Source organism: Paraburkholderia sediminicola, from assembly GCF_046030555.1.
Classification (GTDB): Bacteria; Pseudomonadota; Gammaproteobacteria; order Burkholderiales; family Burkholderiaceae; genus Paraburkholderia; species Paraburkholderia sediminicola_E.
This window is the reverse complement of the sequence record NZ_JAQQCH010000020.1, coordinates 1-14,867: the sequence shown is the minus strand read 5'-3', so window position 1 is coordinate 14,867 and position 14,867 is coordinate 1. Positions and strand designations below refer to the sequence as shown.

General features: G+C 61.4%; 15 protein-coding genes. 8 read left to right on the top strand and 7 right to left on the bottom strand.

Annotated elements, in window-relative coordinates:
• The first annotated feature begins 4 nt into the window (after window positions 1–4).
• The 3 genes from hyi (at window position 5) to PQQ52_RS25195 (ending at window position 2,765) form a co-directional block, all read left to right on the top strand.
• Window positions 5–814 carry a hydroxypyruvate isomerase gene (gene hyi / locus PQQ52_RS25205; RefSeq protein WP_408217267.1) on the top strand — a complete coding sequence of 270 codons (810 nt, stop codon included), beginning with the start codon at window positions 5–7 and terminating at the stop codon, window positions 812–814.
• Window positions 815–909: 95 nt separating this feature from the next.
• On the top strand, window positions 910–1,818 hold the full coding sequence (locus PQQ52_RS25200; RefSeq protein ID WP_408217264.1) for a 2-hydroxy-3-oxopropionate reductase: 909 nt from the start codon (window positions 910–912) through the stop codon (window positions 1,816–1,818).
• Window positions 1,819–2,363: 545 nt separating this feature from the next.
• A complete protein-coding gene (locus tag PQQ52_RS25195; protein WP_408217262.1) occupies window positions 2,364–2,765 on the top strand; it encodes a DUF3597 domain-containing protein in 402 nt (133 codons plus the stop codon).
• Window positions 2,766–2,923: 158 nt separating this feature from the next.
• On the opposite strand, the gene PQQ52_RS25190 is transcribed toward PQQ52_RS25195, so the two are convergent.
• The 6 genes from PQQ52_RS25190 to PQQ52_RS25165 all read right to left on the bottom strand — a co-directional run bounded on the left by PQQ52_RS25190 (window position 2,924) and on the right by PQQ52_RS25165 (window position 9,342).
• Window positions 2,924–3,967, bottom strand: coding sequence for an asparaginase (locus tag PQQ52_RS25190; RefSeq protein ID WP_408217260.1), 1,044 nt, complete (start codon window positions 3,965–3,967; stop codon window positions 2,924–2,926).
• Window positions 3,968–4,143: 176 nt separating this feature from the next.
• Complete coding sequence (locus PQQ52_RS25185) at window positions 4,144–5,070, bottom strand: CysB family HTH-type transcriptional regulator (RefSeq protein WP_408217258.1); 927 nt, start codon at window positions 5,068–5,070, stop codon at window positions 4,144–4,146.
• A gap of 95 nt (window positions 5,071–5,165) precedes the next feature.
• A complete protein-coding gene (locus tag PQQ52_RS25180) occupies window positions 5,166–6,224 on the bottom strand; it encodes a sulfate/molybdate ABC transporter ATP-binding protein (RefSeq protein ID WP_408217255.1) in 1,059 nt (352 codons plus the stop codon).
• Window positions 6,224–7,258, bottom strand: coding sequence for a sulfate ABC transporter permease subunit CysW (gene cysW / locus PQQ52_RS25175; RefSeq protein WP_408217253.1), 1,035 nt, complete (start codon window positions 7,256–7,258; stop codon window positions 6,224–6,226). Before cysW ends, PQQ52_RS25180 begins: the two co-directional genes overlap by 1 nt.
• On the bottom strand, window positions 7,255–8,157 hold the full coding sequence (gene cysT, locus PQQ52_RS25170; protein WP_408217250.1) for a sulfate ABC transporter permease subunit CysT: 903 nt from the start codon (window positions 8,155–8,157) through the stop codon (window positions 7,255–7,257). The genes cysW and cysT overlap by 4 nt, the downstream gene beginning before the upstream one ends.
• 135 nt (window positions 8,158–8,292) lie before the next feature.
• Window positions 8,293–9,342: a sulfate ABC transporter substrate-binding protein gene (locus PQQ52_RS25165; protein WP_408217248.1), complete on the bottom strand. Its 1,050-nt coding sequence runs from the start codon at window positions 9,340–9,342 to the stop codon at window positions 8,293–8,295.
• A 315-nt stretch (window positions 9,343–9,657) separates the two neighbouring features.
• Between PQQ52_RS25165 and lexA the strand changes: the two genes are divergently transcribed.
• The 3 genes from lexA (at window position 9,658) to PQQ52_RS25150 (ending at window position 11,530) form a co-directional block, all read left to right on the top strand.
• A complete protein-coding gene (gene lexA, locus PQQ52_RS25160) occupies window positions 9,658–10,308 on the top strand; it encodes a transcriptional repressor LexA (RefSeq protein WP_325044082.1) in 651 nt (216 codons plus the stop codon).
• A 59-nt stretch (window positions 10,309–10,367) separates the two neighbouring features.
• On the top strand, window positions 10,368–10,712 hold the full coding sequence (locus tag PQQ52_RS25155) for a hypothetical protein (protein ID WP_325044081.1): 345 nt from the start codon (window positions 10,368–10,370) through the stop codon (window positions 10,710–10,712).
• 161 nt (window positions 10,713–10,873) lie between these two features.
• Window positions 10,874–11,530, top strand: coding sequence for a DUF2939 domain-containing protein (locus PQQ52_RS25150; protein WP_408217245.1), 657 nt, complete (start codon window positions 10,874–10,876; stop codon window positions 11,528–11,530).
• Window positions 11,531–11,654: 124 nt separating this feature from the next.
• On the opposite strand, the gene PQQ52_RS25145 is transcribed toward PQQ52_RS25150, so the two are convergent.
• Window positions 11,655–12,119: a universal stress protein gene (locus PQQ52_RS25145; RefSeq protein ID WP_074284336.1), complete on the bottom strand. Its 465-nt coding sequence runs from the start codon at window positions 12,117–12,119 to the stop codon at window positions 11,655–11,657.
• Window positions 12,120–12,405: 286 nt separating this feature from the next.
• Between PQQ52_RS25145 and nodI the strand changes: the two genes are divergently transcribed.
• Window positions 12,406–13,320, top strand: a complete 915-nt coding sequence (gene nodI / locus PQQ52_RS25140) for a nodulation factor ABC transporter ATP-binding protein NodI (RefSeq protein WP_408217242.1) — start codon at window positions 12,406–12,408, stop codon at window positions 13,318–13,320.
• A gap of 77 nt (window positions 13,321–13,397) precedes the next feature.
• On the top strand, window positions 13,398–14,225 hold the full coding sequence (locus PQQ52_RS25135; protein WP_408217240.1) for an ABC transporter permease: 828 nt from the start codon (window positions 13,398–13,400) through the stop codon (window positions 14,223–14,225).
• Window positions 14,226–14,867 lie beyond the last annotated feature (642 nt).

Genomic DNA, 14,867 nt, shown 5'->3' with positions numbered 1-14,867 from the left:
CACCATGCCGAAATTTGCAGCGAATCTCACCATGCTGTTCAATGAAGTCCCGTTCCTCGATCGCTTTGCGGCAGCAGCGGACGCGGGCTTCAACGCCATCGAATTCCTGTTTCCGTATCCGTATCAGATCGCTGAATTGAGCGAACGTCTGCAACAGAACCGTCTCAAGCTCGTGTTGCACAACCTGCCTGCGGGCAACTGGGAAGCGGGCGAACGCGGCATTGCATGCCTGCCGGATCGCGTGAGTGAGTTTCAGGAAGGTGTCGGCCGCGCGATCGAATACGCGAAGGCCCTGAAGGTGCCGCAACTGAACTGCCTCGTGGGTATTCCGACGGCGGGCGTCGATGCAGACAAGGCACGTTCGACGATCGTCGACAACCTGCGCTTCGCGGCGGGTGAACTGAAGAAAGCCGGCATCAAGCTGCTGGTCGAACCGTGCAATTCATACGACATCCCCGGCTTCGCGCTGAACCGTTCGGGCGAAGGCCTTGACGTGATTCGCGCCGTGGGTTCGGACAATCTGTTCCTGCAATACGACATCTATCACATGCAACGGATGGAAGGCGAACTCGCGGCAACGATCAAAAAGAATCTACCGCAGATCGCACACATTCAGCTTGCCGACAACCCCGGCCGTAACGAACCGGGCACCGGCGAGATCAACTACCCGTTCCTGTTCGACCTGCTCGATTCGCTCGGCTACGAAGGCTACGTCGGCTGCGAATACAAGCCGCGCACGACGACTGCCGCCGGCCTCGGCTGGGTGCAGAGCGTGGCCGGGCAAACCCGCGGCGCAGCCCATGCCGCTGCCTGATCGATTCATTGATCACCTCATCGATCAAATCAGGCACACCACGCCCTGAAGAAAGTCCGCAGGGCGACCCCAAACAACACTGGAGATTTAGACACATGGCAAAGATCGGTTTCATCGGCCTCGGCATCATGGGCGCGCACATGGCGCGCAACCTCATCAAGGGCGGCCACACGCTGTTCGTGAATGGCGCGTACCCGGTGCCGGAAGATCTGAGCAAAAGCGCGAGCGTCGTCGCCAATTCGACGGCTGTCGCACAAGCCGCCGACATCGTCATCATCATGGTGCCGGACACGCCTGACGTCGCCAACGTGCTGTTCGCCGACGACGGCGTCGCCGCCGGCCTCACGCAGGGCAAGCTGGTGATCGACATGAGTTCGATCTCGCCGCTCGACACACAAGCCTTCGCAAAGAAGATCAACGCCCTCGGCGCCGACTACCTCGATGCGCCGGTGTCCGGCGGCGAAGTCGGCGCGCGTGAAGCGTCGCTGACGATCATGGTCGGCGGTCCGGAAAAAGCGTTCGCGCTGGCCAAGCCGCTGTTCGACCTGATGGGCAAGAACATCTCGCTGATCGGCGACAACGGCGCGGGGCAAACCTGCAAGGTCGCGAACCAGATCATCGTCGCGCTGAACATCGAAGCGGTGGCTGAAGCACTGCTGTTCGCCTCGCGCTCGGGCGCCGATCCGGAACGTGTGCGCAAGGCATTGATGGGCGGCTTCGCTTCGTCGCGCATCCTCGAAGTGCATGGCGAGCGTATGACCAAGCGTAAGTTCGATCCGGGCTTCCGCATCGAACTGCACCAGAAGGATCTGAACCTCGCACTGGACGGCGCACGCAAGCTCGGTATCGCCCTGCCGCATACGGCGAGCGCGCAACAGCTGTTCAGCGTGTGCGCAGCCAACGGCGGCAAGGCATGGGATCACTCGGCGATGGTGCGCGCGCTGGAAATCATGGCGAATTACGAAGTCGCGCAGGCACCGGGTAGCGAAGCCAAGGCGGCTTAAACAGCACTACAGATTGCCGTGGTCGTTGCAGCATCAACGTCATGACAATCGCAGGTGGGGCGCTCTTTGAGTCGTGCGGTATGCACGGCGCAAAGAGCAAATCGTGCCGCTCTGGGCTGAGAGCGGCAAGTGGGGTCCGCAGCGGCACCCGGCGGCGCCGGGGAAGCCTTGGTCGGTCAGACGTCGTCGTCGGGTGTCCGGCTGTCGGATTTCAAATTTATGCGTTTTCCGCCAATCTCTCGCAGCGGCTGCATCATGCACGCCGCCTGCTTGCAGCTCTCCTTGCAAGTCTCCTTGCGGGTGTGCTCGCAAGTTCGCTTGCATTTGCTTGCAACTCCGCGCCCGCAGCACGACCTTTTTTGACACATCCCTCCCCGCTTTTCTCCTACACTCGTTGAGTCTGGTTGCTGGGGTATCAGCGTGCACGTGCGGCTTGCCGATCATCGCAGCACATGTGCTTCGTTTCATTCGCCCGATTCGCAACCAGAATTCAACCCGTGAGCGGAATGTGCTTGCGCCGGTAACCCCTCTGCAAAGGATTCAGCATGAGCATCTTTGGTGACATCGTAAACAAGCTCTTCGGCAAAGCGAAGCCCGACCAGCCTGCGCCTGCGGTTGAGCCGACACCGGATCCGGCAGCGGCACAAGCTGCCGCACCGGACGCTGCACCGGCACCCCCGCCGCTGACTGACGTCGACGTCGCGGTCGTCATGGACCAGTTCGTCAGTGAGAGCGGGCAAACGCTGAACTGGCGCACGTCGATCGTCGACACGCTGAAAGCGCTCGGCGTCGACAGCAGCCTCGATCATCGCAAGCAGCTCGCACAGGAACTGAAGTACACCGGCGACACGAACGATTCGGCGAGCATGAACATCTGGCTGCACAAACAGGTGATGCAAGCGCTGGCGGCGAACGGCGGGAAGCTGCCTCCGGATCTGGCGTCCTGAGGCCTGCCCGCGTCGCCTGTTTCCGGCGATCGCGGTAAACCTTAAGCTGAAACGACAACGCGGCGCTCGGGTCGATGACCTGGGCGCCGCGTTGTCATTCAAGCTTCATGTACGGGACACGGTTCTGACTTTGAAGCGGGCCGTCCGCGCTCAATCAATCAGTACGTATCGAAAGTCTTCTGCAACGCAACCGGCCCCGTGCCACCCGCGGCCAGTGCGAGCATCAGCAGAACCCGCGCCTTGTACGGATTCAGCGAACCCGCGCTGATGAAACCGAGCGCATCGTCCGCAGCTGCGCCGTTGCGCATGACATGGCCTGAGCCCACGCGCGACGAACGCACCACCGCCACGCCTTGCGAGGCCGCATCGGCCAATGCCTGTTGCATGGAAGCGTGAATCGAGCCGTTGCCCGTGCCCGCCACCACGATACCGCGCACGCCGGCCGCCACCAACGCATCCACGGCGATCCGCGAGACGCCCGCATAGCTCGCGACAATCTCCACATGCGGCCACTTGGCGCCGATCACAAATTCGGCTGCGAGCGTATGCGGGCGCACCACGCTGCGCTGGAATTCGACGCGGCCGTCCTGCACCCAGCCGAGCGCACCGATTTCCGGTGATTGGAAGGCATCGACGGCGTACGTGCTCGTCTTGACCACGTCGCGCGCGCTGTGAATCCTGTTGTTGAAGGCCACCAGCACGCCCTGCCCGCGCGAACTCGTGTGCGCCGCGACCGTCACGGCGTTCAGCAGATTCAACGGGCCATCGGCGGACAGCGCCGATGCTGGCCGCATTGCCGCAGTCAGCACGACCGGCTTGTCCGACTTGATCGTCAGATGCAGCAGATAGGCGGTTTCTTCGAGTGTGTCGGTACCGTGGGTGACCACCACGCCGTCGACGTCATCTTCGGCCAGCAGCGTGTTGATGCGTTGTGCGAGCGTGGTCCAGAGCGGCATCGCCATGTCTTTACTGTCGACGCTGGCAATCTGTTCAGGCGCGATTCGCGCGACCGTGGACAAGGCCGGCACCACAGCCAGTAATTGATCGACGCCGACCACACCCGCCTGGTACCCGGACGTGTTAGTGGCGTCCGCAGCCGACCCGGCAATCGTGCCGCCGGTTGCCAGCACGGCGATGCGCGGCAGCTGAGGCGTTGCGCCTTCGCTGGAAGGCGTCGCGGAAGAGGAAGTCAAAGTGTTCATGGCGGCGATTGTAAGCGATGCGCCGCACGTCACCATGCGTGAAAAAACGGATGCCCGTTCGTTTTGATTTACCCGGACGCCCGAACGGCGGATCCAGGCCAGCCGGCGCACCGCTGAACCACACGGGTGAGTTACACCCGTGGATCAAAGCCCGACCATGCCGGTCCGGCTCTCCTTCAAACTGCCTCGCGCAGTTGTGCCGCGATGTCCGCTTCGTTCAACTGCGGCGCGAACATTTCGATCAGCCGGTAAGCATACGCGCGCAGGAATGCACCCTTGCGCAAACCGACCCGCGTCGTGCTCGCCTCGAACAGATGCTGCGTATCCAGCGCGACCAGTTCCGAGTCGCGCTTCGGATCGTAGGCCATGGCCGCGACTATGCCGATGCCCATGCCGAGTTCGACGTAAGTCTTGATCACGTCGGCATCGATTGCGGTCAGCACGACGTCAGGCAGTGCGCCCGCTTTTGCGAACGCCTGGTCGATATGCGAGCGGCCCGTGAAGTCCTGGTCGTACGTGACGATCGGGAATTCGGCGATCTCGTCAAGCGTCAGATTCTCGCGGCCTACCAGCGGATGGCCCTTCGGCACCACGACGATGTGATGCCACGAATAGCACGGGAACGTGACGATATCCGGGAAGCGGTCGAGCGCTTCGGTTGAAATACCGATATCCGCTTCGCCGTTGATGATCATCTGCGCAATCTGTTGCGGGCTGCCCTGGCGCAACGCCAGATGCACCTTCGGGAACACCTCGGTGAATTGACGGATCACCTTCGGCAGCGCGTAACGCGCCTGCGTGTGAGTCGTCGCGACGACGAGGTGGCCACTGTCCTGATCGGCGTACTGGCGCGCGACGCGGCGCAGATTCTCCGCATCGAGCAACATCCGCTCGATCAACTGATGCACCGCCTTGCCCGGCTCGGTGAGGCCCGTCAGACGCTTGCCGCGCCGGATGAAAATATCGACGCCGAGCTCGTCTTCCAGATCCTTGATCTGTTTCGATACGCCCGACTGCGACGTGTACAACACGTTCGCCACCTCAGTCAGATTCATGTTCTGACGCACGGCCTCGCGCACGAAGCGCAATTGCTGGAAGTTCATCTGTATATCTCCGGTTAAGCCAGAGTTGAGTTATTAGAGTTTGATCGAAACGCCGAGTGTTGTCGCGCTGCTTATGGCACTGCCTGTCGCATCGTTTATTGCGCGGGAAATACGCGCAACGCGCGCGGCACGGCGGTCACGCCATCGCCGATCGCCAGCTGCAGGTCGCGCCATGATTCGCGATCGAGCTCCGCCTCGAGCACCGTGCCCTCACGGCCCGCCAGTTCCACACGCACCGAGCCACCGAGCGTCACCACGCGCCGCACGTCGACCACAATGCCTTCGCGGTGGCCAGACGCTTGAGGATACAACTGCAGATCGTGCGGCCGCACATAGGCAAACGCCGGCCCGCTGAAATCGGCCTTGATCGCGACCGGTAGCGCCGCGCCGTCGACCACGAAGCCGCTCGCATCCACCTTGCCATGCAGACGGTTCGCCGCGCCGAGAAACTCGTAGACGAACGAGGTTTGCGGATGGTCGTAGACGTCCTGCGGACTGCCAACCTGCTCCACATGTCCACGATTCAACACGACGATACGATCGGCCACTTCGAGCGCTTCTTCCTGATCGTGCGTAACGAAAATCGTCGAGATATGCAGATCGTCATGCAAACGACGCAGCCAGCTGCGCAACTCCTTGCGTACCTTCGCATCCAGCGCGCCGAACGGTTCGTCGAGCAACAGCACCTTAGGTTCGACAGCCAGCGCGCGCGCCAACGCAATCCGCTGCCGCTGACCGCCCGACAGTTCCGATGGATAGCGTTGTGCGAGCCAGTCGAGTTGCACGAGTTTCAGCAGTTCATGCACCTTCTCGCGGATCACGGCTTCCGAAGGCCGCTCGTTGCGGGGCTTCACACGCAGGCCGAACGCGACATTCTCGAACACCGTCATATGACGGAACAGTGCGTAATGCTGGAATACGAAACCAACCTCACGTTCACGCGCACCGACCGTTGCGACGTCCTGGCCTTGCAGCACGACCTGGCCGCCGTCCGCGTATTCGAGCCCGGCGATCACACGCAGCAAGGTGGTCTTGCCACACCCCGACGGCCCGAGCAGCGCAACCAGTTCACCCGGCGGAAAGTCGAGCGAAACATTATCGAGCGCGACAAAATCTCCGAAGCGCTTTTGCAGGTTACGAACGGTGATACCCATTACAGCTCTCCTTGCTTGAGCGCGTGTTGCTTTGATTGTTGCTGCAGACCATACGTTGCGTTGCCGGACTGTGATGCGGACGTCGGCGTGACCGGCCCCGCATACGCCGGCACATCGCGCGCGGCCGACAGTTCCGCCGACATATGGCGCTCGGCGAGCAGCTTCAGACCGAGCGTCACGAGTGCCAACAAGGCCAGTACCGACGCCACGGCGAAAGCCGCCGAGAAGTTGTATTCGTTATAGAGAATTTCGACGTGCAGCGGCATCGTGTCGGTCTGCCCGCGAATGTGGCCGGACACCACCGACACCGCACCGAACTCACCCATCGCCCGCGCGTTACACAGAATCACGCCGTACAGCAGGCCCCATTTGACGTTCGGCAGTGTGACGCGGCGAAAGATCTGCCAGCCCGATGCGCCGAGCACATGCGCGGCTTCTTCTTCATCGTTGCCTTGCGCCTGCATCAGCGGAATCAGTTCACGCGCAACGAACGGGAACGTGACGAAGATCGTCGCCAGCACAATGCCCGGCACCGCGAAGATGATCTGCACGTTGTGGTCCTGCAGCCATGGGCCGAACCAGCCCTGCGCGCCGAATATCAGCACGTAGATCAAACCGGAAATCACCGGCGAGACCGAGAACGGCAGATCGATCAGCGTGGTCAGCAACGCCTTGCCGCGGAACTCGAACTTGGCGATACACCATGACGCAGCGAGGCCGAACACGAGATTCAGCGGCACCGCAATCGCGGCCGTGATCACGGTAAGTTTGATGGCCGACAATGCATCCGGATCGGCAAGCGATTCCAGATAGAAGCCAATGCCCTTGCTCAAGGCCTGATAGAACACGGCGACGAGCGGCACGACCAGGAACAGCGCGAGAAAGAGCAACGCGACGCCGATCAGAATCCAGCGCACGACGGGCGGTTCGGTGACCGGATCGGGCCGGCGCGCAACATTGAGCGGTGCGCGCGGCGCCATGGCAACCGCGGCCGTACCGGCACGCTTCACGGAATTCACGGAATCGCGGCTCATTGCGCACCTCCGCCGACACCGATCGCCGCCACGCTGGCGACTGCAGGCGCAGGACCCGCGCCGCCACGACCCGTCCGGCGCTGCAGATACCACTGCAGCGTATTGATGAACAACAGCATCAGAAACGACACCACCAGCATCACGACCGCGATGGCAGTCGCACCGGCGTAATCGTATTGTTCGAGCTTGGTAATGATCAGCAGCGACGTGATTTCCGATTTCATCGGCACGTTACCGGCGATGAAAATCACCGACCCATACTCGCCGAGCGCCCGCGCGAACGCCAGCGCGAAACCAGTCAGCAAGGCGGGGAACACCGCCGGCAGCACCACACGGCGAAAGGTCAGCCAGCGCGAAGCGCCGAGGCACGCAGCGGCCTCTTCCTGCTCACGTTCGAACTCTTCGAGCACCGGCTGCACAGTCCGCACGACGAACGGCAAACCGATAAACGTCAGCGCGATCAGCACACCGGCCGGCGTAAAGGCGATCTTGATGCCGAGCGGTTCGAGAAACTGCCCGATCCAGCCATTGCCCGCATACACGGCCGCGAGCGAAATGCCGGCTACCGACGTAGGCAGCGCGAACGGCAGATCGACCACCGCGTCGACAATGCGTTTGAATGGGAACGTGTAGCGCACCAGTACCCACGCGACCAGGAAGCCGAACACCGCGTTGATCAGCGCGCCGCCGAGGGCCGAGAAAAACGTCAGGCGATACGACGCGAGCACGCGCGGCGAGCTCACCGCGCGCACGAACTGGCTCCAGTCGAGCGTCGCGGTCTTGAGAAAGGTCGCCGCCAGCGGAATCAGCACCACGAGGCTCAGATAAGCCACCGTGATGCCGAGTGTCAGGCCAAAACCGGGCAATGCGCTCGGTTTTCGGAAGGTCAACGTCGTCATGCTGAGTACTCTTCAGGGTTGAGGCCGGCGGCTCTTTTTCGGCCGCCTGGCTGGCCAAAAAGCGCGCCCGGTGGGCGCGCTTCGTGGCGGGTGATACATGCGCGTTTTAACGACGCGGGTCCAACCATGTGCGGCTTACTGCGGCGAGTAGATCGAATCGAACACACCACCGTCGGCAAAGTGCGTCTTCTGTGCGTTTGCCCAACCGCCGAACGAATCGTCGATCGTGTACAGCTTCAGCTTGGGAAACTTCGAAGTGAGCTCAGCCGGCACCTTGTTCGAACGCGGACGGTAGAAGTTCTTCGCCGCGATTTCCTGACCCTGCTCGCTGTACAGGAAGTTCAGATACGCTTCGGCCAGCTTGCGCGTGCCGTGTTTGTCGACCACCTTGTCCACCACGGCAACCGGCGGCTCGGCCAGAATGCTCACCGACGGCACGACGATTTCAAACTTCTCCGGCCCGAATTCCTTGAGCGAGAGGAACGCTTCGTTTTCCCACGCGATCAGCACGTCGCCGATCCCGCGTTGCACGAAGCTGGTGGTCGCGCCACGCGCGCCCGAATCCAGCACGCCGGCATTCTTATAGAGTTTGCCGACGAATTCCTTGGCCTTCTGGTCGTTGCCGCCCGGCTGATGTTCGGCGTAGGCCCATGCAGCCAGGTAGTTCCAGCGGGCGCCGCCCGAGGTTTTCGGATTCGGCGTGACGATCGACACGCCCGGCTTGATCAGATCGTCCCAATCCTTGATGTGCTTGGGGTTGCCCTTGCGCACAAGAAACACGATCGTCGAGGTGTACGGCGAGGCGTTGTCCGGCAAACGCTTTTGCCAGCCCTTGTCGAGCAAACCCTTGCTGGCCAGCGCGTCAATGTCGTAGGCGAGAGCCAGGGTCACGACGTCCGCCTGCAAACCGTCCAGCACCGAGCGCGCTTGCGCCCCCGAGCCGCCATGCGACTGTTTGAACGTGATCGTCTCGCCCGTTTTGGCCTTCCATTCCTTGCCGAATGCCTGGTTGACGTCCTGGTACAACTCGCGGGTCGGGTCATACGACACGTTCAGCAGCGTTGCGTCGGCCGCATGTGCCGGCGTCATGACGCCGAACGCAGTGATCGTGCCGACTGCGCCAAATGCGAGCGCCGCGACGAATTTTCTGGTCCTGCCTGCCAGCCCCGTACCTTGATGGTTCATGCCAACTTTCTCCGCGTTGTGGTCCGCTGAAACAGCGTGTGGTGTTCTTTTACGTCGCGGTCACGTGCACATGAGCGCCAACTCGAAGGGCAGTCTATCGAAGAGCTTTCATCATTAAAAATAATGTTTCTTCATTCTTTAATACGCAAAAGTGGTAATGACGGCTGGATAAGGCGTTGCGACACGAAAACGGGTGTTGGAGCGTCCGTTTACGGCGTCAGAACGCCGCCCCGGACCACGAACTTAAAGTAAAGCTTGAATTGCGCGGAATACTGTATAAAAATACAGGCACCTGTTCATACATACAGTGGCCCCATGACCAAACTCACCGCACGACAGCAGCAGGTTTTCGATCTGATCCGCCGGGCCATCGAACGCACCGGCTTTCCGCCTACCCGCGCGGAGATCGCCGCCGAACTGGGCTTCAGCTCCGCCAACTCGGCAGAAGAACATTTGCGGGCGCTGGCTCGCAAGGGCGTGATTGAACTCGCGGCCGGCGCATCGCGTGGCATTCGCCTGCTAACGGGCCCGGAAGATTCGCCGTACCAGTTCACGCTGCCGCACGCCAGCATCATGCAACTGTCGTTGCCGCTGATCGGCCGGGTGGCCGCGGGTAGCCCGATCCTCGCGCAGGAACATATCTCGCAGCACTACGCGTGCGACCCGGCGCTGTTCTCGAGCAAGCCGGACTACCTGCTGAAGGTGCGCGGGCTGTCCATGCGCGACGCGGGCATTTTCGACGGCGACCTGCTCGCGGTGCAGAAGAAAAGCGAAGCCAACGACGGCCAGATCATCATCGCGCGTCTCGGCGACGACGTAACGGTCAAGCGGCTGAAGCGCCGCCCGAACGGTCTCGAACTGATCGCTGAGAACCCTGATTACGAAAACATCTTCGTTGAAACCGGCAGTGCGGAGTTCGCGCTGGAGGGTATCGCCGTTGGGCTGATCCGCCCCGGTGAGTTCTGACTACCCCGCTCGTCCGCCAAACCGAAGCTGCCCCAACGTTGAATCGCCTGGAGAGACTCATGGAACGCTTTGCCCGCCTGCTGCCTTTTCGCCAGTTCGGTCGTTTGCGCCACCTGCGCAAGCTGGTGCCCTGCTCACTGATCGAGGCGTCCACGGCCAGCGCTCCATCGCTGTTCGACGAGCCCGCCAGCGTATCGAGCTTGCCTTCCTCGCTGCCGGCTTTCGCTCGCGTGTCGTTGAATTCGGGGCTGAATACGGCTGAACCGGCACGTCGTGCGCCGGTGCGCGTCTATCACGGACCGTCGCGGCTGATCATGGTCGGCACGGTAGACGCCGTGTGCCGCATGATCGATCGCTGCATCGCCGACGAAGCCAACGTGCACGGCGCGGTGTTCGAGTCTTAAGCGGCACGGCACAGACAATCCGCTGCAGCAGTGCGGCGCACGTAAAGGCTTTTCGCCTGCCCCGCGCCTTCTCGGATACTTCTCGGATATCGCATCGCCTGGGATCGTTTTCGCGTGGCCATGGTCCACGTTAGATCACACCTGATGGAGAGTCCCACTCGATGGCAGATTCAACACGTACGAGGCGCAATGCCACCCGGCCACTGATCGTCACTTTGATTGTGATTGTGGTGGTCGCCATGTTGGGGTTCGCTTACGCGTCCCCCTACATGGCGCTAAACAACCTCAAGCGCGCGGCGGATGCGCGTGATGCGCAAACCGTCAACGAATACGTCGACTTTCCCGCATTGCGCGAGAGCCTGAAGCAACAGGTCACCGGATTGTTAACACGTCGGCTCGACGCGCATGGCAACGGCAATCCGTTCGCGGCAATTGGCGCAATGATCGGCGTGGCCTTGATCGGCCCGCTGGTCGACGCTTATGCAACACCCGACGGCGTCGCAGCGCTACTGAATGGCATGCCGCCGCGCGGCAACCCGGGCGAACGGCCGCCGGTGCCGCCCGCCGCTGAAAATCCGCCGAGCGCAGCGGCGCCCGCGCCGCAACCCCCTGTTGCCGGCAATACGAATAACGGCGCAGCGAACAACGGGAACGACGCCACACCGCCACAACCGCCGCAAACCTCCGCGGGCTATCGTGGTCTCAATGAGTTCGTCGTCAACTATCAACATGGCGCTGGTGACGCGCGTTACTCGGCAATCTTGCGGCGCGAAGGTCTGTTCACATGGAAGCTGGCCGCGGTCGATCTGAACCAGTGATCGCCTGGCATGCGCTATCAGCTTGAGCGAATCGCGATTTGGCCGAACGGGCGCTTTGAACGAGCGACCGTTCGGCCCACGTGGGCCATTCAACTCGGTCCACGCCCTCGCACACCGCGGTGCGTCAAGCCGCCGCTTGCTGCTGCTCCTGCGCGGAAGAGCATGCCACCAGAATGCTGCACGAGATCCGGTCGAGCAGCGGCGTATTTCCGGCGCCCATCCACCATCGTGACAGGCCGGTGCGGCAACGGTGGCCGACCACCACGAGATCGACATGCAATTCGTTGGCGAGGTTAGCGATCTCGTCGATCGGATGGCCAAACGCAAAATGCCCTTGCGCGGTCACGCCGCGTTCGGTGAGCCAGTCCACCCCTTCCTGCAGGATGTCGCGGGCTGTTTTTTCGAAACTGCCACAGGCCACATCGGTCAGCAGGCCCGCGCTTTGTGCAATGCTCGAACGCATGTCGACCACTGACAATAAGTGTGTTTCCGCCTTCAGATCCAAGGCCAGGTCGGCGCCGCAACGTAACGCTTTGCGGCCTTCGCGCGAGCCGTCGTAGCACAGCAGGATTTTTTGGTAGCTCGCCATGATTTTTCTCCCATCCCGCGAGGAACGCGGTCTGAATGAATCATGGTGCGCCGCAATTCAGGTTGCAAGGGATGGAAAACGCTAAGTGCGCCCTAAACAGGTGCGTGATGGACTCCGAGCGGGTTTAAGCCGGCCCGGGTCGAGTCTGGATTGCACGGGAGCCTATGCCGCAGCGCAAGAAACGCCGTCCGGCACATCCGGCGACGGTCAACACCGGCCTGCCGATGCCATAGAATGAGCGACCTTACCGGCCATTTGCGTCTTTTCCCGGAGCCTCAATCGATCCATGTCTGAACTCGCCATTGAATTCCAGCAGGTTAAAAAGAGCTACGGCGAAAAGACGGTCGTTGACGGGCTGTCGTTTCATGTCAACGCCGGGGAATGTTTCGGCCTGCTCGGCCCGAACGGCGCGGGCAAAACCACCACGTTGCGCATGCTGCTCGGCATCGCCGCGCCGGACGCCGGCACGATCCGCCTGTGCGGCGAGCCGATTCCCAGCCGCGCATGCGTGGCGCGAGCGCGTGTCGGTGTAGTGCCGCAGTTCGACAATCTCGATCCCGATTTCACAGTCCGCGAAAACCTGCTGGTGTTCGGCCGCTACTTCGGTCTGAGTGCCGCGCAATGCCGCGAGATGGTACCGTCGCTACTCGAATTCGCGCGCCTCGAGAGCAAGGCGGATGCACGTGTGAGCGAGCTGTCGGGTGGCATGAAGCGGCGCCTCACGCTGGCTCGCGCACTCGTCAACGACCCTGACGTGCTGATCATGGACGAACCGACCACCGGCCTCGATCCGCAAGCGCGCCATCTGATCTGGGAGCGGCTGCGTTCGCTGCTCGCCCGCGGCAAGACCATCCTGCTCACCACGCACTTCATGGAAGAAGCCGAACGGCTGTGCCATCGCCTCTGCGTGATCGAGGAAGGACGCAAGATCGCCGAAGGCGCGCCGAGCGCGTTGATCGCATCCGAGATCGGCTGTGACGTGATCGAAATCTTCGGACCCGATCCGGTTGCATTGCGCGATGAATTGGCGCCGCTTGTCGAGCGCACCGAGATCAGCGGTGAGACGCTCTTCTGCTATGTGAACGACGCCCAGCCGGTCCATGCCCGGCTCAAACAACGCGCCGATCTGCGCTATCTGCATCGCCCGGCGAATCTGGAAGATGTGTTCCTGCGTCTGACCGGGCGGGAGATGCAGGACTGACGCGAATCGACCCTGGCTCAGCTCGCAATCCTCTACAGATCCTCTACAGCTATAACGGACACGGCAAGAGACACGCAATGGACGCACGCACTTACGAAACCCACGGCGAGGCACCGTCGAAGCAGGAAACGTTCGCCGCATTCCCCGCCAACGCCGTGAACTGGATTGCGGTGTGGCGCCGCAACTATCTGGTCTGGAGGAAGCTCGCGATTGCTTCGATGTTCGGCAATCTTGCCGATCCGATGATCTATCTGTTCGGCCTGGGCTTCGGGCTTGGCCTGATGGTCGGGCACGTCGACGGCGTGTCGTATATCGCGTTTCTCGCTGCGGGCACGGTGGCATCGAGCGTGATGATGTCGGCCAGTTTCGAGTCGATGTATTCGGGCTTTTCGCGCATGCATGTACAGCGCACGTGGGAGGCGATCATGCATACGCCGCTGACGCTCGGCGACATCGTGCTCGGCGAGGTGATCTGGGCGGGGAGCAAATCGATGTTATCGGGCGCGGCGATCATGCTGGTCGCGGGTAGCCTGGGCTATGCGAGTTTTCCGTCGATGCTGCTGGCGTTACCGGTGATCGTGCTGACGGGGCTCGCCTTCGCGAGTATTGCGATGGTGGTGACGGCGCTCGCGCCGTCGTATGACTTCTTTATGTTTTACCAGACGTTGGTGTTGACGCCGATGTTGCTGTTGTCTGGTGTGTTCTTTCCTGTTTCACAGTTGCCTGCTGCGGCGCGGGTCGTGACTGAGCTTTTGCCTTTGGCGCATGCTGTCGATCTGATTCGGCCGGCTATGCTTGGGCGGCCTGTTGAAGGGGCTGTTTTGCACGTTGCCGTGCTGGTGGCTTATGCGGTGGGTGGGTTTGTTGTTTCGGCGATTTTGTTTCGGCGCAGGATGATGAAATAAGGGTTTGGGGCTGGCCTGCGGCTGGCGGTTTTTTGTGCAGCGGGTGAGTTGGTTTTTTTGTGCTTTGCGGCGCTTGTTATTTCTATGCCTGCGGTGTTGGGCTTTTCTTGATCTGGCTTTTTGGTCTGTTCCTGATTTGTTTGTCTGTGCGGTGCTTGTTCGTCTGTGTTTTTATGGTGTTGGCCTTTCCTTGAATTGATATTGGTCTATTAGCGTTCGCCCCTGTGCGGGGCAGGCACTTACTTTCTTTGCCGCCGCAAAGAAAGATAAGCAAAGAAAGCGGCTCACACCGCTAATTCTTAAGCGGGTCCCCCGCACAGTTGCGGTAGTGGTGCATCTGGAATCCGTGCCCCCGCACATTCGGCGTCAGGGACCAAGGCGTCATCAGCTCCCACTCCGCACTGCGTGCGTCGCGGATGGGTATGCATGGGAAACACTGGCTTCGTTGAGGCGCCGTGGGAGCCATCGGCTTCGCCTCGGCGAAATGCCAACTATTGGGCGTAAAAACGGCGGAGGATGCACTGAAGTACCGCATCGGCGCGCGCAGCGCCGCCGGAAGTATGACGCCCTTGTCACCAAAGTTGAATGCGCGAAGACACGGATTCCAGATGCACCACTGCCCCCTCCAAGCCAGGGGACCCA